Origin of the sequence: Bradyrhizobium sp. NAS80.1 (genome assembly GCF_001908205.1) — a bacterium.
Classification (GTDB): Bacteria; Pseudomonadota; Alphaproteobacteria; order Rhizobiales; family Xanthobacteraceae; genus Bradyrhizobium.
The window spans coordinates 79,583-98,419 of record NZ_LGHL01000006.1; the positions used below are offsets into that span (position 1 = coordinate 79,583).

Below are 18,837 nucleotides of genomic sequence, written 5' to 3' on the forward strand. Positions count from 1 at the left end.
ACCGTTCTGCTTGAACAGGAGATCGTAGACGATGAAGCGCCGCTTGTTCCTCGTGATGGCCGCCCTTGCCCTGTTCGTAGCGCCGGCCTCTGCGGACCAGAAGATCAAGGTCGGGATATCGGGTGGCGATGCCGAAATCATCTGGACCAAGGTCAAGGAGATCGCCGCCAAGGACGGTCTCGACGTTCAGGTCGTTGTCTTCAACGACTACCTGCTGCCCAATGCGGCGCTCGACGTCGGCGATCTCGACGCGAATGCCTTCCAGCACAAGCCTTTCCTGGACAATCAGATCAAGACGCGCGGATACAAGATCGTTGCCGTCGGCGAGACGATCGTCGCTCCGATCGGGCTCTATTCGCGGAAGGCAAAGTCGGTCGCCGAGATCAAGGAAGGCGCCTCGATCGGCATTCCAAACGACCCGTCGAACGGGGGCCGCGCGCTGCGGCTGCTTCAGGCGGAGAAGCTCATCGAGCTCAGGGACGGGGTCGGCATCTTGCCCACCGTACTCGATGTGACCGCAAACCCAAAGAAGCTCAAGATCCGCGAAATCGACGCAGCCCAGTTGCCGCGTAGCCTGGACGATGTCGATGCCGCGGTCATCAACACGAACTACGCTGTTCCGGCCGGCCTCATCCCGGGCAAGGATTCCATCGCGATCGAGTCCCCGGTCAACAATCCCTACAACAACTTCATCGCCGTTCGCGAGAAGGACAGGGATGCACCATGGGTGGCGAAGCTGGTCCGGGCCTATCAGAACGACACGATCCGCCAGATCATCAAGGACAAGCTGCCGGGCCAGATCCCCGCGTTCTGAACAGCCTCAATCGGGAGACCAGCGATGACGAATCCATCCAGCCGTGCCGAAAAGCTGTCGAGTTCAGTAGGATCGGTCGTGTTCGACGCCGATGTGCTGGTGCTCGGTGGCGGTCCCGCGGGCACTTGGGCCGCGATCAGCGCCGCAGAGCACGGCGCGCGCGTCGTGCTCGCTGACAAGGGCTTTTGCGGCACCTCCGGTGCGACGGCGGCGGCCGGCACCGGTGTGTGGTATGTCGACCCCTTGCCAGAACGGCGCGAAGCCGCGATGGCAGGCCGCGAGAAGCTCGGTGGCCATCTCCAGGATCGCCGCTGGATGGCGCGGGTGCTGGACCGGACCTACGCCCAGAGCAATCAGCTTGCCGATTGGGGCTATCCTTATCCCGTCGACGAGGACGGCAAGCCGCAGCGGAATTCGCTGCAGGGCCCTGAATACATGCGGCTGATGCGCAAGCGGACGAAGCAGGCCGGCGTGACGATCCTGGATCACTCTCCGGCGCTTGAACTGCTCGTGGACGGCAGCGGCGTCGTTGCGGGCGCCACCGGTCTGCGACGGCAGAAGGGCGATCGTTGGACGGTCAATGCGAAGGCGGTGGTGATTGCCACCGGCGGATGCGCCTTCCTCAGCAAGACGCTGGGGTCGAACGTGCTCACCGGCGACGGCTATCTGCTGGCCGCCGAAGCCGGCGCGGAATTCACCAGCATGGAGTTCTCCAACGCCTACGCGATCTCACCGGCCTTCGGATCGGTGACCAAGACCTTGTTCTACAGCTGGGCGAGCTTCACCGATGAGCAGGGCAGCGTCATTCCGGGAGCCTCGTCGAAAGGCGGCCGCTCGGTGATTGCGCGGGCACTGCGCAAGGGCGCGGTCTACGCTCAGCTCGACGAGGCCGATGCTGAGACGCAGCGGCACATGCGGGTATCGCAGCCGAATTTCTTCCTCCCGTTCGACCGCACTGGCATCGATCCCTTCACGCAGCGCTTTCCCATCACGCTTCGCCTCGAGGGCACGGTCCGCGGCACAGGGGGCTTGCGGATCCTCGATGACAGTTGCGCGACCACGGTTCCGGGCCTCTATGCGGCAGGCGATGCCGCGACGCGCGAACTGATCTGCGGGGGCTTCACCGGTGGCGGCAGCCACAATGCCGCCTGGGCGATGTCTTCGGGGTATTGGGCCGGGCAGGGCGCCGCCGAGTTTGCGTTCCAGCTGGGCGCCACGTTCGGGCGTCAGGTGTTCCGACGGGGCGCTGTCGGCTTGCGCTCCCGCAACGGGCGGCCGTTGCAAGGCGGCGCGCTCGCCCAGAGCGTTCAGGGCGAGGTGTTTCCCTATGAGCTGAATTACTTCCGCGAGGCCGGACGATTGGGTGAGTCGCTCAGCCGCCTGGATGCATTGTGGTCTGATGCGTCGGTTGCCGATGCGCCGGACGAGCAGGAGCTGCTGCGTGCGCGTGAGGCTGCCGCCATGCTCGCAACGGCGCGCTGGATGTATCGCAGCGCGCTGGCGCGTCAGGAAAGCCGGGGAATGCATCGCCGCGACGATTATCCCGAGCAGGATGACCGCTATCGCCACTATGTGACGACCGGAGGGCTCGACGAGGTCTGGACCTCGGCGCGGCCGCTGCCTTCCCTCCACTACGCCGAGGCTGCCGAATGATCGAGGTCATCGATACCGAGCGGTGCACCGCTTGCGACATCTGCGTCAACGTGTGCCCGACGAACGTCTTTGACAAGACGGATGGCATTCCCAGGATCGCGCGCCAGGGCGACTGCCAGACCTGCTTCCTGTGCGAGCTCTACTGCCCTGAGGACGCGCTGTTCGTCTCGCCGTTTGCTGACGTCCCGCAAGGGATCGATGTGGCAGCCGTCAAGGAGGCGGCTCTGCTCGGCAGCTATCGGCGTGCGGTTGGTTGGGTCGACGAGAGCCGGCACCTGCGGGCGGCCGATCGAAGCTACCGGCTGTTCGGCCATTGAAGGATCATATCGGCTTGCGGAGCGCGCCATGAGTGGAGACCGCCTGTTCCTGTTGAAGCCGGGATTTGAAGATCCGGAGCAGCCGGGGCGCTTCTTCGTCTGTCCGCACTGCAATGCGATCGAGGGATTGCTGGCGTCGTTTCCCGGGTTGGCAACGCAGATCGAGGTGCATCGCCTGCCATTCGCGCGCCCGCGAACGGCGATCGTCGAGCTCCTGGGCGACCAGCATCAATCGCTTCCGGTTCTGGTCCTTCGACGACAGCCAGCCGGTGCCTGACGATGCCGGCATCGCCAACGGCCGGCGCTTCGTCGATTCGTCGGAGCGAATATTGCGCTATCTGGCCGAACGCTACGCATTCCCGCATGTTCACCATTAGGGCTGAGCGGAAGCGGCCAGCCACACCCTAGGTCTGCACCTGGCCCCAGCGTTGGACGGTGATCCGCGTCAGGCTCCGGAAGATCACGCCTTCTACAAGGAGCCCGATCAGGATGACCGTGAGCAGCCCGGCAAAGACGCTCGCGGTCTCCAGTTGCGCGCGGCTGGTGTAGATGAACCAGCCGATTCCGCCGGAGCGGGCGCTGACACCGAACACCAGTTCGGCCGCGATCAGTGTGCGCCATGCGAAGGCCCAACCGATCCGCAAGCCCGACAGGATCTGAGGGAACGCCGCCGGCACCAGGATTTCCGCAACGAACCGCCCGCCGGAGAGGCCCAGATTGCGGCCAGCCATCCGCAGGGTCGGCGGCACCGCGAGGAAACCGCTGTAGCAGGCCAGCGCGACTGGCCACAGCACCGAGTGCACGATGACGAAGATGAGGCTCGGCGTTCCCACGCCGAACCACAGCAGCGCGATAGGCAGCAGCGCGATTGCCGGAAGCGGATTGAACATCGACGTCAAGAGGCCCAGGGCCTCATTGCCCCAGCGCGTCAAGGCGGCAAGGGTCGTCAGCACCGCGGCGACGGCAACGCCGAACGCGTAGCCGGTGATCAGAACCCGGAGCGAGGTCAATGCGCGGTTCGGCAGTTCGCCCGACAGGATGGCAGACCATAGCGCCGACAGTGTCGCGCCCAGGGTCGGCAGCAGCAGTGCGTTGTCGAGCCAGCGTGCGTAGAGCTCCCAGGCCAGCGCAAAGCCGGCGAGGATGACGACGCGCCGCCAGGGCGTGCCGTCGAGGGCCCGCCGCAGCGTTGAAGTGCGCACGAGCTTTGGCGCGGCGATGTCAGACATGACCGAGTTCCGGGGCAGAAAATACGGTTTCCTGGATCTGCCGTTCCAGCTCGGCGAAACCAGCGGTGCCGCGCGCGCGGGTGTCCGGCGGAACATCGAAGATGGCGGCCAGCCGCCCGGGATGCGGCGTCAGCGCCAGGATACGGGTGCCGACACGGATCGCCTCGTCGATGCCGTGGGTCACGAACAAGGCAGTGTTCCCGGTTTCCTCGCACAGCTTGAGCAGCTCGTCCTGCATCTGCCGCCGCGTCAGCGCGTCCAGTGCCGCGAAGGGTTCGTCCATCAGCAGCAGCGCTGGCTCCAGCGAGAAGGCGCGCGCGATCGCCACGCGCTGCTTCATCCCGCCCGACAGCGTGTGAGGAAAGGCGTCGGCGAAATTCTTCAGCCCGACCCGCTCGAGCCAACGGCGCGCAACGCCTTCTGCGTCCCGCCGTGGCATGGATTTCCCTCGCTCCAGCGCATAGCGCACGTTGCCGAGCACGGTGCGCCACGGCAGCAGCTGGTCGAATTCCTGAAACACGGTCATGCGGTCGGGGCCGGGGGGCGCCGACGCGCCGGCCGTTCATGCGAAGCTCGCCGGCGCTTGGCTTGAGGAAGCCGCCGACGGCGCGCAGTAGCGTGGACTTGCCGCAGCCGGACGGGCCGAGCAGCACCAGCCGTTCGCCGGCCGAGATCTTGAAGCTGACGTCCTCGACAGCCGTGAGGATGCCGTCCGGCGTCGGATAGCTGATGCTAACGTGGTCGAGCTCGAGCAGCGCCGGCGAAGCGGTGTCACCTGCGAGGCCCGTCAGCCGCGGAGCGACGTTCATGTCAGCTTCCAGGCTTCTCTCCGAGGCCGGACCAGAACAGATCCCGCCACGATGCCGGCGCCTGCTTGATCAGCCCGACCTTGGCTTCGAAATCCGCGAACTTCTGGGCGCCTTCCGGAGCCGTGGTGAAGTTGACGTCCTTGTCGCGAATGATGCCCTCGACGAAGTCGGGCGCGAGCTTCGAGCCCTCCGCCTTGATGTAGAGCGCGGCGGCGTCCTTCGGGTTGGCCTTGATCCATTCGTTGGCGCGGTCGAGGCCGCGGACGAACGCCTGGATGGTCTTGGGATTGTCGTTGACGAACTTCGTGGTGGAATAGACCACGTTGAAGGTGTGGGGGCCGCCGAGCACGTCGTAGCTGTTGAGGACCTGATGCACCTTGCTGCTCGCCAACTGCTGCTGCGAGAACGGCGGCGAGGTGAAGTGGGCGGTGATCTCCGAATGCCCTGAGAGGATCTGCGCCGTTGCATCGGGGTGGGGCATGCTGACAGTCAGCTCGTCGAGCTTGTCGTATTTGCCGAAGGCCTTGTCCGCGGCCATCTGGAGCACGATCGGCTGGAAGCCGACCTTGACCGACGGAAGGGCGATCCGGTCCTTCTCAGTGAAATCCGCCAGCGTCTTGATGTTTGGATTGTTGGTGGTGAGGATATTGGCCATCGAGCCCAGCGCAGCTACGCCGATGATCTTGGCAGTGGTCCGCGTCTTGTCCCAGGTCAGGATCATAGGCGTGATGCCTGCCGTCGCGAAGTCGAGGCCGCCCGAGATGAGCGCCTCGTTCATCGCCGCCGCGCCGGAGAGCCGCAGCCATTCGATCTTCGGCGGCGTGATGCCGAGCGCCTTGGCCTCCTGCTCGATCAATCCCTTTTCGCTGGCGACGATGAGCGGAAGATAGGCGATGCCGAATTGCTGAGCGATGCGAAGCTGGTCCGTCTCGGCGCGGGCAACATTTGCAGCCCCGGTCGCCATCACCAGGGCGAGGGCGGCTGCGTAAATGGACTTCGATGCAATCATTCTGTGTCTCGCGAGTTCATGGTCGATCGGCCGTTAGATGTCACGTTTCCAACTTTTGACAGCCACATGTCAGGAAATCAGCCGGCCGGTCCAGTGAACTGATGTCACGTCGAGATCTTCGAAACAAACGCGCTGTGCCGTCCGCCTTTGCCAGAGGTTCTGTTCTCAAATGCTCTTCAGAGGAAGAAGCGTGTTCTCGATGTGGCGAAATGCGTGCCAGCTGTTCTTGGCGCGATATTGGAAATCGTCGTCAGCCTCGCTCCGGAAACCGTCGTCTCGTTGAGCGCGATATCCGGAGAACGCTATTCTACGACGAGACGGACGTCTCGTCGCTATCGGCGGTGAGGGCACGAGTCATTCGCCGCGCGCGCCGAAAAGAGTTTTGCCTTTCATTGACCTGCGCGCGTCCCCGCCCAAACATGCTGCGACAAGGTGGCGCGCCCTCTGCACCCGGCATCCTTCGGGGCAGGAGTGCTGCTGCTCCATTGGCCGGAGGCGCAAGGTGGTTTCGTCGTCGCTTGAGGAATTGTCGCTGACGGCTGACGTGTTGATCGTCGGTGGCGGCATGGCGGGCGCCTGGGCGGCGACGTCAGCGGCGCAGGCGGGCGCCAAGGTCGTGCTGGCCGACAAGGGCTATTGCGGCACCAGCGGCGTCACGGCCGCGGCGGGCCCGGGCCATTGGTGGGTGCCGCCGGATCCTTCCGCGGCGCGCGATGCGGCGGTCGCCAACCGCGTGGCTGCCGGTCTGGGGCTTGGCGAAGCGGAGTGGATGTATCGCATCCTCGACCAGACCTGGCGCACGCTGCCGACGCTTGCTCGCTACTACAAGTTCGCCGTCGACGACGAGGGGCGCGTAAACCATCGCGCGGTACGCGGGCCGGAATATATGCGCGCCCTGCGCCAGCAGGTGCTCGGCCACGGCGTCACCATTCTCGATCATTCGCCCGTCCTCGAACTGCTGGCGCGTTCCGATGGATCGATCGGCGGCGCGCGCGGCCTTCGCCGGCAGGACGGTGGCCGGTCCTACCGGATCGAGGCCGGTGCCGTGGTGCTCGCGGCGGGCGGGACCAGCTTTCTGTCGCATCTGCTGGGATCGCACACCAACACGGGCGATGGCTATCTGATGGCGGCCGAGGCGGGCGCGCAGATGTCCGGCATGGAATTCACCGCCGCCTACACCATCGCGCCGGCGCACTCCACGATGACGCGCAGCATGGCCTACTCATTTGCGACTTACTACGATTCCGACGGGCAGGAGCTGGATTTGCCGCTGGGACCCGACCAGACCATTCGGCTGGCTCGCGCGCTGCAACGCGGGCCAGTTTACTGCTCGCTGCACCGTCTGCCCGATGACATCAAGGCGAGGCTGCATACGATCTCGCCCAACGTGCCGCTGGTATTCGACCGCTGGGGCATCGATCCCTACCGCGACCGGTTCGAGGTCACCCTGCACAATGATGGCACTATCCGCGGCATCGGTGGCGTGCGCGTGCATGATACGGATGGCGCGACCGCGGTCGAGGGGCTGTTCGTCGCCGGGGACAACGCATCGCGCGAGAAGGTCGCGGGCGCGATCTCCGGCGGCGGCAACGTCAATTCGGCCTGGGCGCTGTCATCAGGCGTGTTCGCCGGACGCGCGGCGGCGCGTGTGGCGCGTAGCGCGGTGCGGCGGACGGAAAGGCTTCGGCCGCTCGGCCGTGCTGGGCTGCGACCGGGCGGGCGACCACAGACACTCGACGTCGCCGCCATTCGAAGCAGCGTGCGCGCGGAGATGCATCCGTTCGACAAGAACCTCTTTCGCACCGGACCCGGGCTTGCCGCGTCGTCGCGCATCCTCGACGACCTCTGGCGCGATGTGGCGGAGCACGGACATGCGGGCACGCTTGCCCTGCGTGAGGCTGCGGCGCTCGTGGCGACAGCGCGCTGGTCGGTGGCCACGGCGGCCGCACGCAACGAGAGCAGGGGACTTCACCGCCGCGAGGATTGTCCTGCGCAGGATCCCGGATTGGCTGCGCGGCTGCTCAGCGGCGGACTGGACCGGATCCGGGTGTCGCTCGACCGTCCTTCGCCGGCGACCAGACCCGATCAGCTCGAGGCGGCGTCATGATCGAACTCATCGTCGAAGAGCGCTGCACGGATTGCGGCGCATGCATCGAAGTCTGCCCGGCCAATGTGCTCGAGCCCGGCCGCGCCGGCCTGCCGGTTCTGGCGCGGGTGGAGGACTGCCAGACCTGTTTCATGTGCGAGCTCTATTGCCGCACGGATGCGATTTATGTTGCGCCCGATTGCGATCGCCGTGTCTCCGTGAACAAGGAGCAGGTGGTGACGTCCGGGCGCCTCGGCCAATACCGCAAACACTCCGGCTGGGATGAATGGGCGGAGCGTTTTCTTAACGAGCAATGGCTGATGGAGACCGTCTTCCGTCGCGCCGGCGAGGCTGCGGCGCAAGCGAGAGGAGGACGGCCCGCCGCCGCGAAGGAATAGCCGGCCACGCGCGCGGAGACGAATTCATATGCCTCCCCAAAGCGCGTCGTCCTGTTGTTGCAGGATGCCGACCATCTTTGAAAAGACTATCTTGCCTCGAGCGCCTAGCATGTCCGCATCAGAGCCACATGAACGCGTGACATGAACACTCCCCGCATTGAAAACGAGCGTGCCTCCACCAGCGTGCGATCGCCGATCATCGTCAATCAGCTTGGCGCAGAGGTTCGCGCAGCACTCGTCGAACATTGGTCGCGCCCGCTGATCATCGACCATCCTGCCGATCGTGCTGCGTGGGAGGTCGCGCCTGAAGCCGACGTGCTGCTGACGCGGCCGCTGGCCGGCTGGAGCAAGGCGCCTGGCGAGAAGCCTGCAGGCTGGCCATTCGGCCTGCGCTGGATCCAGACCGCATCCACCGGCATCGACTTCTTTCCGGCGTGGCTGCTCGACGGGCCGGTGGTGACGGTCGGCCGCGGCATCTCGGCCGATCCGATCGCCGAATACGTTCTCGCGGCGATCCTCGGCTTCGAAAAGCGCATTCACGAGATCCGGCCGCGCAGCCGCGAGCAATGGAAGATCGCTCCGCTGGGCTCGCTCAGCGGCAAGACGATCGGCATCGCAGGTTTTGGTGCAATCGGCCGTGCCGTCGCCGAGCGAGTCAAGCCATTCGGCGTCAACATCAAGGTTCTCAGGCGCTCGGCCTGGCCTTACGTTCTTCCGGGCAGCCAGCCCGTAGACAGCATCGAGCAGCTGGTCGAGGTCTCCGATCATCTCGTCCTGGCGCTGCCGGCGACGACGAAGACCACCCGCCTGATCAATGCGGACGTGCTGGCACGGGCCAAAAAAATCGCTGCATCTGATCAATGTCGCGCGCGGCAAGATCATCGATCAGAAGGCGCTTCTGCAAGCGCTCGATGACGGGCGGATCGCCGGCGCCACGCTCGATGTTACGGATCCGGAGCCGCCGCTCGATGGCGATCCTATTTATGAGCATCCCAAGGTCGTTCTCACCCCGCACGTCTCGTGGACAGGCGGCGAGGACGTCAAGCGGCTGGCCGACAAGACACTGGTCAATCTCGACGCCTACGCGCATGGCGTGGCGCTGGCCGACGTCTTCGACAAGACTCTCGAATACTAGAAAAGGAACCGCAACGATGAACAAGGTCGTCGAGAAGCCCAGGAAATATTCGCTGGTCGAGCGGACGCCGGCGGTGACGTTCGAGGAGGAGAGGCTGCACCGCAAGCAGCGTCTCGCCGCGACGTTCCGGCTGTTTTCGCGCTACGGCTTCGATCAGGGCCTCGCGGGCCATGTCACCGTGCGCGATCCGGAATTCCCTGAACGCTTCTGGATCAATCCGCTGTCGAAGCATTTCAGCCAGATCAAGGTATCCGACCTTCAGCTCGTCGACCACGACGGCAATATCCTGATCGGCGACAAGCCGATCAACCAGGCCGGCTTTGTGATCCATTCGGCCATTCATGCGGCGCACCCCGAGGTGATCGCGGCCGCGCATACCCATTCGACCTATGGCAAGGCCTGGTCGGCGCTTGGCCGGCTGCTCGATCCGCTGACGCAGGATTCCTGCGCCTTCTACGAGGATCACGTGTTGTTCGATCCGTTCTCCGGCGTCGTGCTGGAGGCGGAGGAGGGCCGCAAGATCGCGCAGGCGCTGGGATCGAAGAAGGCCGCGATCCTGCAAAATCACGGGCTGCTCACGGTGGGGCCGACCATCGAGGCCGCCGCCTGGTGGTACATCGCGATGGACAACGCCGCGCGCGCGCAGTTGCTCGCGGAGGCCGCCGGTACGCCGAAGCCGATCCCGCACGAAATTGCCAGTCTGACTTCGCGGCAGGTCGGTACGCATAAGGGCGGCTATTTCAGCTTCCAGCCGCTGTGGGACTGGATTACCGAGGCGGAACCGGATTTGTTCAATTAGGAGCCTCACTCCCGGGAATTGCCCGCGCCGTGAGATCGTGAGATATCACGGCGCCGCCGCTTGTGTTGCTTGCGCAAGCGCGCGCCGCAAATGGTGGGAGTGGCGACATGGTCAATGGTCTGCCAAGCGAAGTTGAAGTCATCACATTGTTCGTCGATGAAATTGCGTCGTCGAAAGCCTTCTACGCCAGGGTTTTCGCATCCGAGACGATCTGGGAGGATGCGGTCTCATCCGTGCTCAGATTTGGCGGGCTCCTGATCAATCTTCTCGACGTGTCTCAGGCGCCGACGCTCGTCGAGCCGTTGCCTGTCGGGCCGTCATCCGCAGGGGCGCGCGTGCTGTTGACGATCAGGGTAGTTGACGTTGATCAGGTCTGCGCGGCTCTCCGGGAGATCGGTGTCGATTTGCTCAATGGGCCGATCAACCGTCCTTGGGGAAGGCGCACCGCGTCTTTCGCGGACCCATCGGGTCATGTCTGGGAGATTGCGCAGGCGATTGACCAGACCTAGGGCGCCTACGGCGAACTTTGGCTGAGTCTTTGTGATCCTAAAGCGAGAGAGTCCGGAGACGCGCCGCCAGATCGGCGCATTGCTGCCGTATATCGGGTACGGCGATGATCTCCCAGAACGCGGCCCGGGTGAGCGGGCCAACAGCGTAGAGGCGTCGTGATGGTGATCCATGTTCGCCAACGATCGCACAATCCGGCGTGACCTCGATGCCGATCCGTAAGGGATCGATCCGCGCAAGGCCATTGTCGAACAGGCTGCGGACCGCCGGGTTGCTGCTGGCGCCCGGATCCTTGACGATGCCGGTGCAGTCCACGATCGCGCCGACCTGAAGCTCGGACAGCGCGCTCTGGCCGCGCCTGCGATAGCTGACGAGCGCGCCGCTCTGGTTCGGTGTGACGGTGGCGAGCTTGCCGGAGATGACGGTCAGGCGTCCGGCCGCAAGCGCTTCCGTAATGCGGGTCTCGACCTCGGGCGCCGTACGGTGGCGATGGACATCCCACCAGGCGCGGGCATGCTCCAGGAATCTGCGCCGTGATTCCAGCGGCAACTCCCGCCAGAGCCGCTGGGTGTGGGGCCTGATGGCGTCGATCGCGCTGCGCCAGTCGCCGCCCTCGCCGACATGCGCTTCGATACGGCGACGAAACCAGTGCAGCAGGGCGCCGATCCGGGCGCCGAACGGAATTTCCCTCTCGGCGAGATGCATCGGATCGATGCGGCGATGGGCTCTCGGCAGCAGTCCGCGCCGCGACAGGGCGACGATCTGCCCCCGGTGTCCGTGGCGAAGCAGGGACAGCACGTAATCGACCATCGACAGACCAGTGCCGAGGATCAGCATGGTTGCGTTGCTGTCGATGCCGGCAGCAGTGGGAGCCACCCATGGGTCGACATGGCCGGGCAGGCGCGAGGCCGCGGCGTCGTGGCCGGTCGCGAGAATCGCGATGGCGCCAGTCAGTAGCTTCCCGTCAGCCAGCGTCACGGCGACGCCGGATGGCGTTTCAGCAATCGCGATGCACTCGTTCTGCAAGATCGTGAGACCCCGCGTTCCCTCGCGGGAGGTCAGTGGCGCGATCAGGTCGGCGAGATAGTCGCCGTAGGTCTGGCGCGGAACGAAGCAGTAGGGGTCAGGACACATCGGCCCATCGGGGCGCGTGCACAGCCAGCTCCAGAAATGCCCGGGATCGTCAGGCAGCGCGCTCATGTTCGAAACGCGCACATTAAGGAGATGCTCTGGATTGCCTGCGTGGTAGGCAAGGCCGCGGCCGATCTCGGGCCGTTTCTCGATCAGTGTGACGCGAAGATCCGGTGGAGACGCTTTCAGGAGTTGAAACGCCATCAGGGCGCCGCTAGCGCCCCCACCGATGACAATCGCGTGCCGCCCCTCCGGACCCATCGTGCCGCCCCCCCGTTTCATCGGTCGGTCAACGTCGCAGGACTGCGATTGGTTCTACGGCTCAATTGCGATGATAGTCGGACAGACCGCGATATCGATGTCGCAGCAACACCGGAGTGATGTTTCTTCTGCCGCAATGGACGTTTGTGGAATGATCATATCGGCGCGTAGCCGGCGGCCGGTCAGAGCTTCTTGCAGACACGATCGACCAGCGCGATGAACCAGCGCAGCGCCGGGTCGGTCGTGGCCCGACGGGTGTAGAGCAGGTCGATGGTGAAGGCCTCGACATCATAGGGAACCGGAACGACGGACACGCCGGCGCTTTCGGCGAAGCGGCGGGCGATCCGCTCGGCCATCGTCGCCACGAGATCGGTGCCGGCGATCGCAAACGGAACCGCGACGACATGCGCAAGGGTGATGGCGGTCCGGCGTTTGCGCCCGTGCCGGGCCAGCATCGTATCGATCGCGCCGGGGAGCCCGTCGCCGCCCGCCGACGAGAACAGGGCATGCGGGAGACGGGTATAGTCGTCCCTGGTCAGCCTGGCTTTTCGCTTGGCCTGGCCGGCGTCGCGGATGCAGACGAAGTTCTCCTCGAACAGCATACAGCGCGTGATGCGCGTCGAGGCCGGAAGATGCCCGCCGATCAATGCATCGACATCGCCGTGTTCGAGGCTCGCGACGCTCGCAGCGGCGTCAATGATGGGGCGTACCACGAGATCGATGCCGGGCGCTTCCCGTCGCAGCGCCGCGACCAGCGGCGGTATGACGACAAGGTCGCCGTAATCGGTCACCGCGATGGAGAGGCGGCGGCGGGCGGTCGCGGGATCGAAGCTCGATCCGGGCGCCAGCACGCCCCTGATCTGTCCGAGCGCCTCGCTGATCGGCCGGGCCAGCGCAAGCGCCTTGGCCGTCGGCTGCATGCCCGATGCGGACCGCACGAACAGATCGTCGCCGAACAGCGCCCGCAGGCGGGTCAAGACGCTGCTCATCGACGGCTGCGCCAGGCCGACGCGTTCGCCGGCGCGGGTCACGTTGCGCTCGTCCATCAGCGCCTCGAAGGCGAACAGGAGGTTGAGGTCGACGGAAGCTAAATTCATTTGAGCGATGATATGCATATCAAAAATCGATTTCAAGAATGTCGCTCGGGCTGGTCTATTGGCGCGGAAGACCCGATTGGACGAGGCGCATGCGACCCTCACTCCTGCGCTTCATCCCGCGCGGACCGACATTGCTGGCGCTCGGCGTCCTGCTCGGGCTTGCGTGCCCGGCCCTTGCAGATCTGGTCCGTCCGCTGATGCCGGCGACGATCTTCGTGATCGTGCTTGGAACGCTGTTGCGCGTCGACGGTAAGGCCGTCGTCGCGACGCTGCGGCGGCCATCGCTGTCCGTGCTCCTGCCGGCCGTGGTCATGGTCGCCTGTCCGCTGGCGGTCGGCATTGCCAGTCATATCCTCGTTCTTCCCTCGGAATTCGCGCTTGCGATCGTGCTTGCCGTCTCGGCGCCGCCGTCGAGCGGCACCGCCGCGGTGGCCCGCATGCTCGGGCTCGACGCTGCGGTGCCGCTCGTCGTGACGGTGTTGTCCATGGTGCTTGCTCCGGTCACGGTTCCGCTGCTTGCAGGCTGGTTCGGCGGGCTCGAGATCAGCGCGCTAGAGCTGGCGCTGCGGCTGGCGTTGCTGATTGGCGGCGCCGAGGGCGTGGCCTTCCTGTTGCGCCGGCACGCCGCGCCGGTTCTGACGGCCCGCGGCGACCTCGTCGATGGGATCATCGTCACGGCGCTCGTCCTCTTCGCCGTGGCAACCATGGCCGGCATCCCCGCGCAGATCGCGGCGGATGTGCCGACCGCGACGCTCTGCCTCGTGCTCGCCTTCGCCTGCAATCTTGCGCTCCAGGTCGCGGGCGCCGTGTTGCTGCCGGGAACTCTGCCCCAGCGGCTGACGGTCGGCCTCATCCTCGGCAATCGCAATGTCGGGCTGGTCTGGTCGGCGCTCGGCGCTGCCGCCTCGCCGCGCATGGCCCTATACTTCGCCGCGACGCAATTCCCGATCTACATCCTGCCGCGTCTGATCGAGACGTTGATCAGTCGCGGCAAACGAAAGGCCACTCTATGACGACGTCCCGTCTCACCCGCGAACAGGCCACGCAATTTGCCCGCATCGCGCTCGGCCATGTCAGGCGCGAATATCCCAACAACGTCGACCACGCGCTTGCCGAGCCCGCGGACGCCCGTACGCCAAGCCAGCTGCATCCGATCTTCTATGGCAGCTATGACTGGCACTCCTGCGTTCACAGTTACTGGATGCTGGCGCGGCTGCTCCGGCGCTTTCCGGATTTCGCCGCGGCGTCCGATATTCGGGCCTTGTTCGACGTGCAGTTCGTCCCCGAGAAGGTCGCTGTCGAGTGTGCCTACTTTGCCCGCCCGACCGCACGCGGCTTCAAGCGGCCCTATGGCTGGGCCTGGCTGTTGAAGCTGGCGACCGAGCTGACACTGCAATCCGACGATCGCTGGGGTCGCAATCTCGCGCCGTTCGCGGACGTCATCGCTCAGCGCTTTCGCGACTTCCTGCCGCTGTCGCCTTATCCCGTGCGCGTTGGCACCCATTTCAACACCGCGTTCGGCCTGCGGATGGCGGCCGACTACGCTGAGATCAGCAAGGACGAGGGACTGGCGAAGCTGCTGCGTGAGACGGGCTTGCGCTGGTATGGCGAGGATCGCGATTGCCCGGCCTGGGGCGAGCCCAGCGGCGACGATTTCCAGTCCTCGGCCCTGATCGAGGCCGAGTGCATGCGGCGCCTGTTGCCGTCAAACGTGTTCCTGCCGTGGTTCGACCGGTTTCTGCCGCGGTTGTCGGAGCGGCTGCCGGTGACGCTGTTCCGGCCTGCGACGGTCAGCGATAGGACCGACGGCAAAATCGCCCATCTCGATGGCCTCAATCTCAGCCGGGCCTGGTGCTGGCGCGCGCTCGGCGACGCCTTGCCGGCAGGCGACGAGCGGCGCGCCATCGCCCACGATGCTGCGCAGGAGCATCTCGCCGCGGGCCTTCCCCATCTCGCCACCCATTACATGGGCGAGCACTGGCTTGCGAGCTTCGCCGTTCTCGCGCTCGATGATGCGGAATGAGCAGCGCCCTCGGCGTCGATCATTCGGCAGCGACGATTAACTGAGGCTGCGGCGCATCTGCGACGTCAGTGACACCTGACGGGATCGACGCCAGCAGCGAGCACGTATAGGGCTGCCGGGGATTGTCGAAGATGTCGGTGACGGTCCCGTGTTCGACAATGCGTCCGCGGTGCATCACCGAGACGGTGTGGGCGAGCTGGCGCACCAGGGCCAGGTCGTGGGAGACGAACACATAGGTCAGGCCCAGTTCGGCCTGTAGCGAGAGCAGCACCTCGACGATGTCGGCCTGGACGCTGACGTCGAGTGCGGAGGTGGGTTCGTCGAGCACGATCACGTCAGGCTTGAGCACGAGCGCGCGGGCGATGGCCACGCGCTGGCGTTGGCCGCCGGACAAGGCGCCGGGCTTGCGCGCGAGCAGATGCTGACCGAGCCCCACGTCGGCGAGAGCCTTATGCACGCGCTCGTCGCGCTCCTGGCCTGTGCCGATCCTGAACCGGTCGAGCGGCTCGCGGATCAGTTGCTCGACTTTCCAGGTCGGGTCGAGCGACGTGAAGGGATTTTGATAGATGAGCTGAAGGTGGCGCCAGGCCGCGCGCAGTTCGGTCGGAGATCGCCCGTTGAGCTGCTCGCCGGCGACGGTGATGGTCCCGGCATCGGGCTGTTCCAGCCCAAGCAGCAGCCGGATCGTCGTCGTCTTGCCCGAGCCGGACTCGCCCACCAGCGCGTGGGTGGTGCCGGCCGGGACGCCGAATGACACGCTATCGACGGCTGTCAGCGTCTGGCCGTCGAGGGTGAAGGTCTTGGTGACGGCGCTGACCTCGATTTTCGGCGGCTCAGCCTTGGCGCGACGGAAGCCGGGGTCGCGCAGGCCGGCGTAGCGGTCGGGGTTGAGGGCCGGGACGTCGGCGTGCAGCTTCCTCGCATAGGTCGAGGCCGGCGAAGCGAAGACAGCGGTGGTCCTGCCGGTCTCCTGGACGATCCCGTCCTTGAGCACCACCAGCGTATCAGCCCGTTCGGCGGCGATCGCCAGATCGTGAGTGATGAGCAGCAGGCTGATACTCAGCTCGTCCTGAAGGCGCGAGAGCAGATCGAGGATCCGCTTCTGGATGGTGACGTCGAGCGCGGAGGTCGGCTCGTCCGCGACCAGCAGCGATGGCCGGGGCAAAATCGCGAGGCCAATGAGCACGCGCTGGAGCATTCCACCGGACAGCTGATGCGGGTAGGAGTCGTAGACCCGCTGGGGATTGTCGAGTCCGACCTGCGCGAGAATGTCCAGGATCAGCTGCTTGCGCATGGCCCTGTCGGGTTCGTCGAGGAGCGCGGCGGCCTCATGCGCCTGGGCGCCGATCGTGCGCACCGGATTGAGCGAGTTGCCGGGATCTTGCGGCACGAACCCGATGGCTCGTCCGCGCAGCGGCCGGAAGCCACGCTCGGGCATCCGCAGGATTTCCTGTCCATCGAACGAGACGCGACCGCTGGCGCGACTGCCGCTGGGGAGCAGCCGCAGTACCGCGCGGGCGATCGTCGACTTGCCGGAGCCGGATTCTCCGATGAGGGCGAGGCTCTCGCCGCGGCCCAATTCGAATCCCACGTCGGTCACGACCTGATGCGCCCCGTAGGCGACCGAGAGGTCATCGACCTTAAGGAGAGGGATCGACCGCAGCGGCCGCGGCGCAGCGAATTCGGGACGGATGAGAGTGGAGGTCAGTCCGTCTTGCGGAGCCATCGGCTGATCCTGTTCACGGAGAGGACGGTCGCGATCGTGAGGAAAGCCGGCGCGTAGACCAGCCACGGCCATTTCAGGTAGTCCTTGCCGATCGAGATCAGCAGGCCCCAGTCGGAGGCGGGCGGCGGATCGCCATAGCCGAGGAAGGCAAGGCTTGCGATCACCAGGATGGACAGGCCGAATTGCAGCACCGCAAGCGGCAACAGCGAACGCGACGCGTTCGGCAGCACGTGCCGCAGCAGGATGTGCCAGCGCGAGCCGCCGAGCAGGAACGATGACTCGACGAACGTCGCCTGCCTGATCTTGATGACCTCCGAGCGCATCACCCGCGCGAACACGGCGACCGCCGAGACGCCGGTCGCAATCGCCGCGTTCGTGGTGTCGAAGCCGATCGCAGTGACGACGATGACGGCCAGCAGGAAGTGCGGGATCGCCAGCAGCACGTCCACGAGGCGGGCGAACACGATATCCACCCAGCCGCCGAAGAAGCCCGACAGCAACCCGATCAGGCCGCCGGTGACGGCGGCGATGACGACCGCGATGAGCGCGCTCGTCACCGATGATGCCGTGCCATAGACCACGCGGGTGTAGAGATCGCGGCCGAGATGGTCAGTGCCGAACCAGTGCGCTGTGCCAGGAGCGAGCAGCTTGTCGGCGGGAATGCCATTGACGGGGCTCAGGCTCGTGAACAGGCCAGGTGCGAGCGACCAGGCGATCACCAGCGCGATGATCACGAATGACACAGCGACGGTCGGCGGAACCCGGAGGGATGTAAGCCGGCGGCTTGCCGTAAGGTGCACGTCGGCGATGAGGCTCATGATGTCACCGCCTGCGGCGTACCGGCCGAGCTGTCATCGGCTGTCGTCGGGCGATGTTTGGGTCCGCCGACGAGTTTCACGCGCGGGTCGAGCAGGGGATAGACGAGGTCGGCAATCAGATTGACGAGCACGAACACGACGGCTGCCAGCGAGACCACGGCCTGCAGGACGGGGAGGTCCTGTGTGCTCACCGAACGCTGCACCAGGCTGCCGATGCCGGTGCGTCCAAACACAGTCTCGGTGATCAGCGAGCCGCCGAGCAGCTCGCCAATGGTGAGCGCGACGATGGTGACGACCGGGAGTGACGATGGCTTGAGCAGGTGCATCGCGAACAGCCGAAACTGCCCGAGGCCGCGGCCGCGCGCTACGGCGGCGTAGTCCTGTCCGGACTCGTGGTCGAGGTTCGCGATCAGCACCTCGGCGATCTGTGCGGAGATCGGGATGCCGAGCGCGATCGCCGCAAAAAATGTCGCCCAGAAGCTGTTGGGTGCGATCACACGGAAAAGACCGAGCTGGAAGCCGAAGACGTGGATCAGCACAAGGCCGATCACGAAATTGGGCACCGACAGGAACAACGATGGGAAGCCGCGCAGCAGGCCCTGCCCGAAGCGCTTGGGAAGAAACTGCGTGCCGTAGGCGATCGTCGCCGCCAGCAGCAGCGCGACGGCAAAGGCCGATGACGCCAGCACCAATGTGGAGGGGAGAACCTCGGCGATCAGGGTTGTCACCGGGCGGCTCGACCTCACCGACAGACCGAGATCGCCAGTCAGGAAATGGGAGAGCGACGTCCAGAGCTGGACGAGAATCGGCTGGTCCAGCCCCTGGGCTGCGATGATCTGTCTGATCTCGTCCTCGGTGAAGCCGTTCTGGGGATCGCGCAGGACGTTGGTGATGGGGTCGCCCGGCAGGATGCTGACGACGACGAACGTGAAGACATAGGCGAGCAGGATGACGGCAAGGGCCTGGACGAGGCGCTTTGCGGCATAGCGCAGATAAGGACCACTCATGCCGGCGGCCTCGTCACA

Annotated in this window: 19 protein-coding genes and 1 pseudogene; 12 read left to right on the forward strand and 8 right to left on the reverse strand. The window is 65.4% G+C overall.

Features of this window, described 5'->3' with window-relative positions:
* Positions 1–31: 31 nt before the first annotated feature.
* From AC629_RS01630 to AC629_RS01645, 4 genes are read left to right on the forward strand one after another with little or no spacing between them, the layout of a single operon-like run.
* Entirely contained in the window at positions 32–814 is a 783-nt protein-coding gene (locus tag AC629_RS01630; protein ID WP_084803022.1) for a MetQ/NlpA family ABC transporter substrate-binding protein, read from the forward strand.
* Between the two features lie 24 nt (positions 815–838).
* Positions 839–2,467: an FAD-dependent oxidoreductase gene (locus AC629_RS01635; RefSeq protein WP_210418980.1), complete on the forward strand. Its 1,629-nt coding sequence runs from the start codon at positions 839–841 to the stop codon at positions 2,465–2,467.
* Complete coding sequence (locus AC629_RS01640; protein ID WP_084803023.1) at positions 2,464–2,784, forward strand: 4Fe-4S dicluster domain-containing protein; 321 nt, start codon at positions 2,464–2,466, stop codon at positions 2,782–2,784. The genes AC629_RS01635 and AC629_RS01640 overlap by 4 nt, the downstream gene beginning before the upstream one ends.
* Before the next feature lie 28 nt (positions 2,785–2,812).
* Positions 2,813–3,061: a DUF3088 family protein gene (locus tag AC629_RS01645; protein ID WP_349530977.1), complete on the forward strand. Its 249-nt coding sequence runs from the start codon at positions 2,813–2,815 to the stop codon at positions 3,059–3,061.
* Positions 3,062–3,188: 127 nt separating this feature from the next.
* Here AC629_RS01645 and AC629_RS01650 read toward each other — a convergent pair whose 3' ends face one another.
* The 3 genes and pseudogenes from AC629_RS01650 to AC629_RS01660 form a co-directional block, all read right to left on the reverse strand.
* Positions 3,189–4,013 carry an ABC transporter permease gene (locus AC629_RS01650; protein ID WP_084803024.1) on the reverse strand — a complete coding sequence of 275 codons (825 nt, stop codon included), beginning with the start codon at positions 4,011–4,013 and terminating at the stop codon, positions 3,189–3,191.
* Positions 4,006–4,666 (reverse strand): annotated as a pseudogene (locus tag AC629_RS01655) (ABC transporter ATP-binding protein). The gene AC629_RS01650 and the pseudogene AC629_RS01655 overlap by 8 nt, the downstream one beginning before the upstream one ends.
* 157 nt (positions 4,667–4,823) lie before the next feature.
* Positions 4,824–5,831, reverse strand: a complete 1,008-nt coding sequence (locus AC629_RS01660) for an ABC transporter substrate-binding protein (protein ID WP_084803025.1) — start codon at positions 5,829–5,831, stop codon at positions 4,824–4,826.
* Between the two features lie 502 nt (positions 5,832–6,333).
* Here AC629_RS01660 and AC629_RS01665 point away from each other — a divergent pair.
* The 6 genes from AC629_RS01665 to AC629_RS01685 all read left to right on the forward strand — a co-directional run bounded on the left by AC629_RS01665 (position 6,334) and on the right by AC629_RS01685 (position 10,758).
* Positions 6,334–7,938 carry an FAD-binding protein gene (locus AC629_RS01665; RefSeq protein ID WP_084803026.1) on the forward strand — a complete coding sequence of 535 codons (1,605 nt, stop codon included), beginning with the start codon at positions 6,334–6,336 and terminating at the stop codon, positions 7,936–7,938.
* Positions 7,935–8,315 carry a 4Fe-4S dicluster domain-containing protein gene (locus tag AC629_RS01670; RefSeq protein WP_084803027.1) on the forward strand — a complete coding sequence of 127 codons (381 nt, stop codon included), beginning with the start codon at positions 7,935–7,937 and terminating at the stop codon, positions 8,313–8,315. Before AC629_RS01665 ends, AC629_RS01670 begins: the two co-directional genes overlap by 4 nt.
* A 141-nt stretch (positions 8,316–8,456) precedes the next feature.
* Positions 8,457–9,230, forward strand: coding sequence for an NAD(P)-dependent oxidoreductase (locus AC629_RS01675; protein ID WP_283845169.1), 774 nt, complete (start codon positions 8,457–8,459; stop codon positions 9,228–9,230).
* Positions 9,130–9,450, forward strand: coding sequence for an NAD(P)-dependent oxidoreductase (locus tag AC629_RS49700; RefSeq protein ID WP_283845171.1), 321 nt, complete (start codon positions 9,130–9,132; stop codon positions 9,448–9,450). Before AC629_RS01675 ends, AC629_RS49700 begins: the two co-directional genes overlap by 101 nt.
* A 16-nt stretch (positions 9,451–9,466) precedes the next feature.
* Positions 9,467–10,249, forward strand: a complete 783-nt coding sequence (locus tag AC629_RS01680) for a class II aldolase/adducin family protein (RefSeq protein ID WP_210418981.1) — start codon at positions 9,467–9,469, stop codon at positions 10,247–10,249.
* Positions 10,250–10,356: 107 nt separating this feature from the next.
* Positions 10,357–10,758, forward strand: coding sequence for a VOC family protein (locus AC629_RS01685; RefSeq protein WP_084803063.1), 402 nt, complete (start codon positions 10,357–10,359; stop codon positions 10,756–10,758).
* A 37-nt stretch (positions 10,759–10,795) separates the two neighbouring features.
* On the opposite strand, the gene AC629_RS01690 is transcribed toward AC629_RS01685, so the two are convergent.
* The gene (locus AC629_RS01690; protein WP_084803029.1) at positions 10,796–12,148 is read right to left on the reverse strand and encodes an FAD/NAD(P)-binding protein; all 1,353 of its coding nucleotides are present in this window, start codon (positions 12,146–12,148) and stop codon (positions 10,796–10,798) included.
* A 182-nt stretch (positions 12,149–12,330) separates the two neighbouring features.
* Entirely contained in the window at positions 12,331–13,245 is a 915-nt protein-coding gene (locus tag AC629_RS01695) for a LysR family transcriptional regulator (protein WP_084803064.1), read from the reverse strand.
* An 89-nt stretch (positions 13,246–13,334) separates the two neighbouring features.
* On the opposite strand from AC629_RS01695, the gene AC629_RS01700 reads away from it, so the two are divergent.
* Both AC629_RS01700 and AC629_RS01705 read left to right on the forward strand, forming a co-directional pair.
* Positions 13,335–14,258 carry a hypothetical protein gene (locus AC629_RS01700; protein WP_084803065.1) on the forward strand — a complete coding sequence of 308 codons (924 nt, stop codon included), beginning with the start codon at positions 13,335–13,337 and terminating at the stop codon, positions 14,256–14,258.
* Positions 14,255–15,268: a DUF2891 domain-containing protein gene (locus AC629_RS01705; protein ID WP_084803030.1), complete on the forward strand. Its 1,014-nt coding sequence runs from the start codon at positions 14,255–14,257 to the stop codon at positions 15,266–15,268. Before AC629_RS01700 ends, AC629_RS01705 begins: the two co-directional genes overlap by 4 nt.
* 19 nt (positions 15,269–15,287) lie before the next feature.
* Here AC629_RS01705 and AC629_RS01710 read toward each other — a convergent pair whose 3' ends face one another.
* The 3 genes from AC629_RS01710 to AC629_RS01720 are packed head-to-tail and all read right to left on the reverse strand — an operon-like array spanning position 15,288 to position 18,819.
* Positions 15,288–16,994 (reverse strand): dipeptide ABC transporter ATP-binding protein, encoded by a 1,707-nt coding sequence (locus AC629_RS01710; protein ID WP_084803031.1) that lies wholly within the window; start codon positions 16,992–16,994, stop codon positions 15,288–15,290.
* Positions 16,973–17,812, reverse strand: coding sequence for an ABC transporter permease (locus tag AC629_RS01715; protein WP_084803032.1), 840 nt, complete (start codon positions 17,810–17,812; stop codon positions 16,973–16,975). Before AC629_RS01715 ends, AC629_RS01710 begins: the two co-directional genes overlap by 22 nt.
* Positions 17,809–18,819 (reverse strand): ABC transporter permease, encoded by a 1,011-nt coding sequence (locus AC629_RS01720; protein ID WP_084803033.1) that lies wholly within the window; start codon positions 18,817–18,819, stop codon positions 17,809–17,811. Before AC629_RS01720 ends, AC629_RS01715 begins: the two co-directional genes overlap by 4 nt.
* Positions 18,820–18,837: the final 18 nt, after the last annotated feature.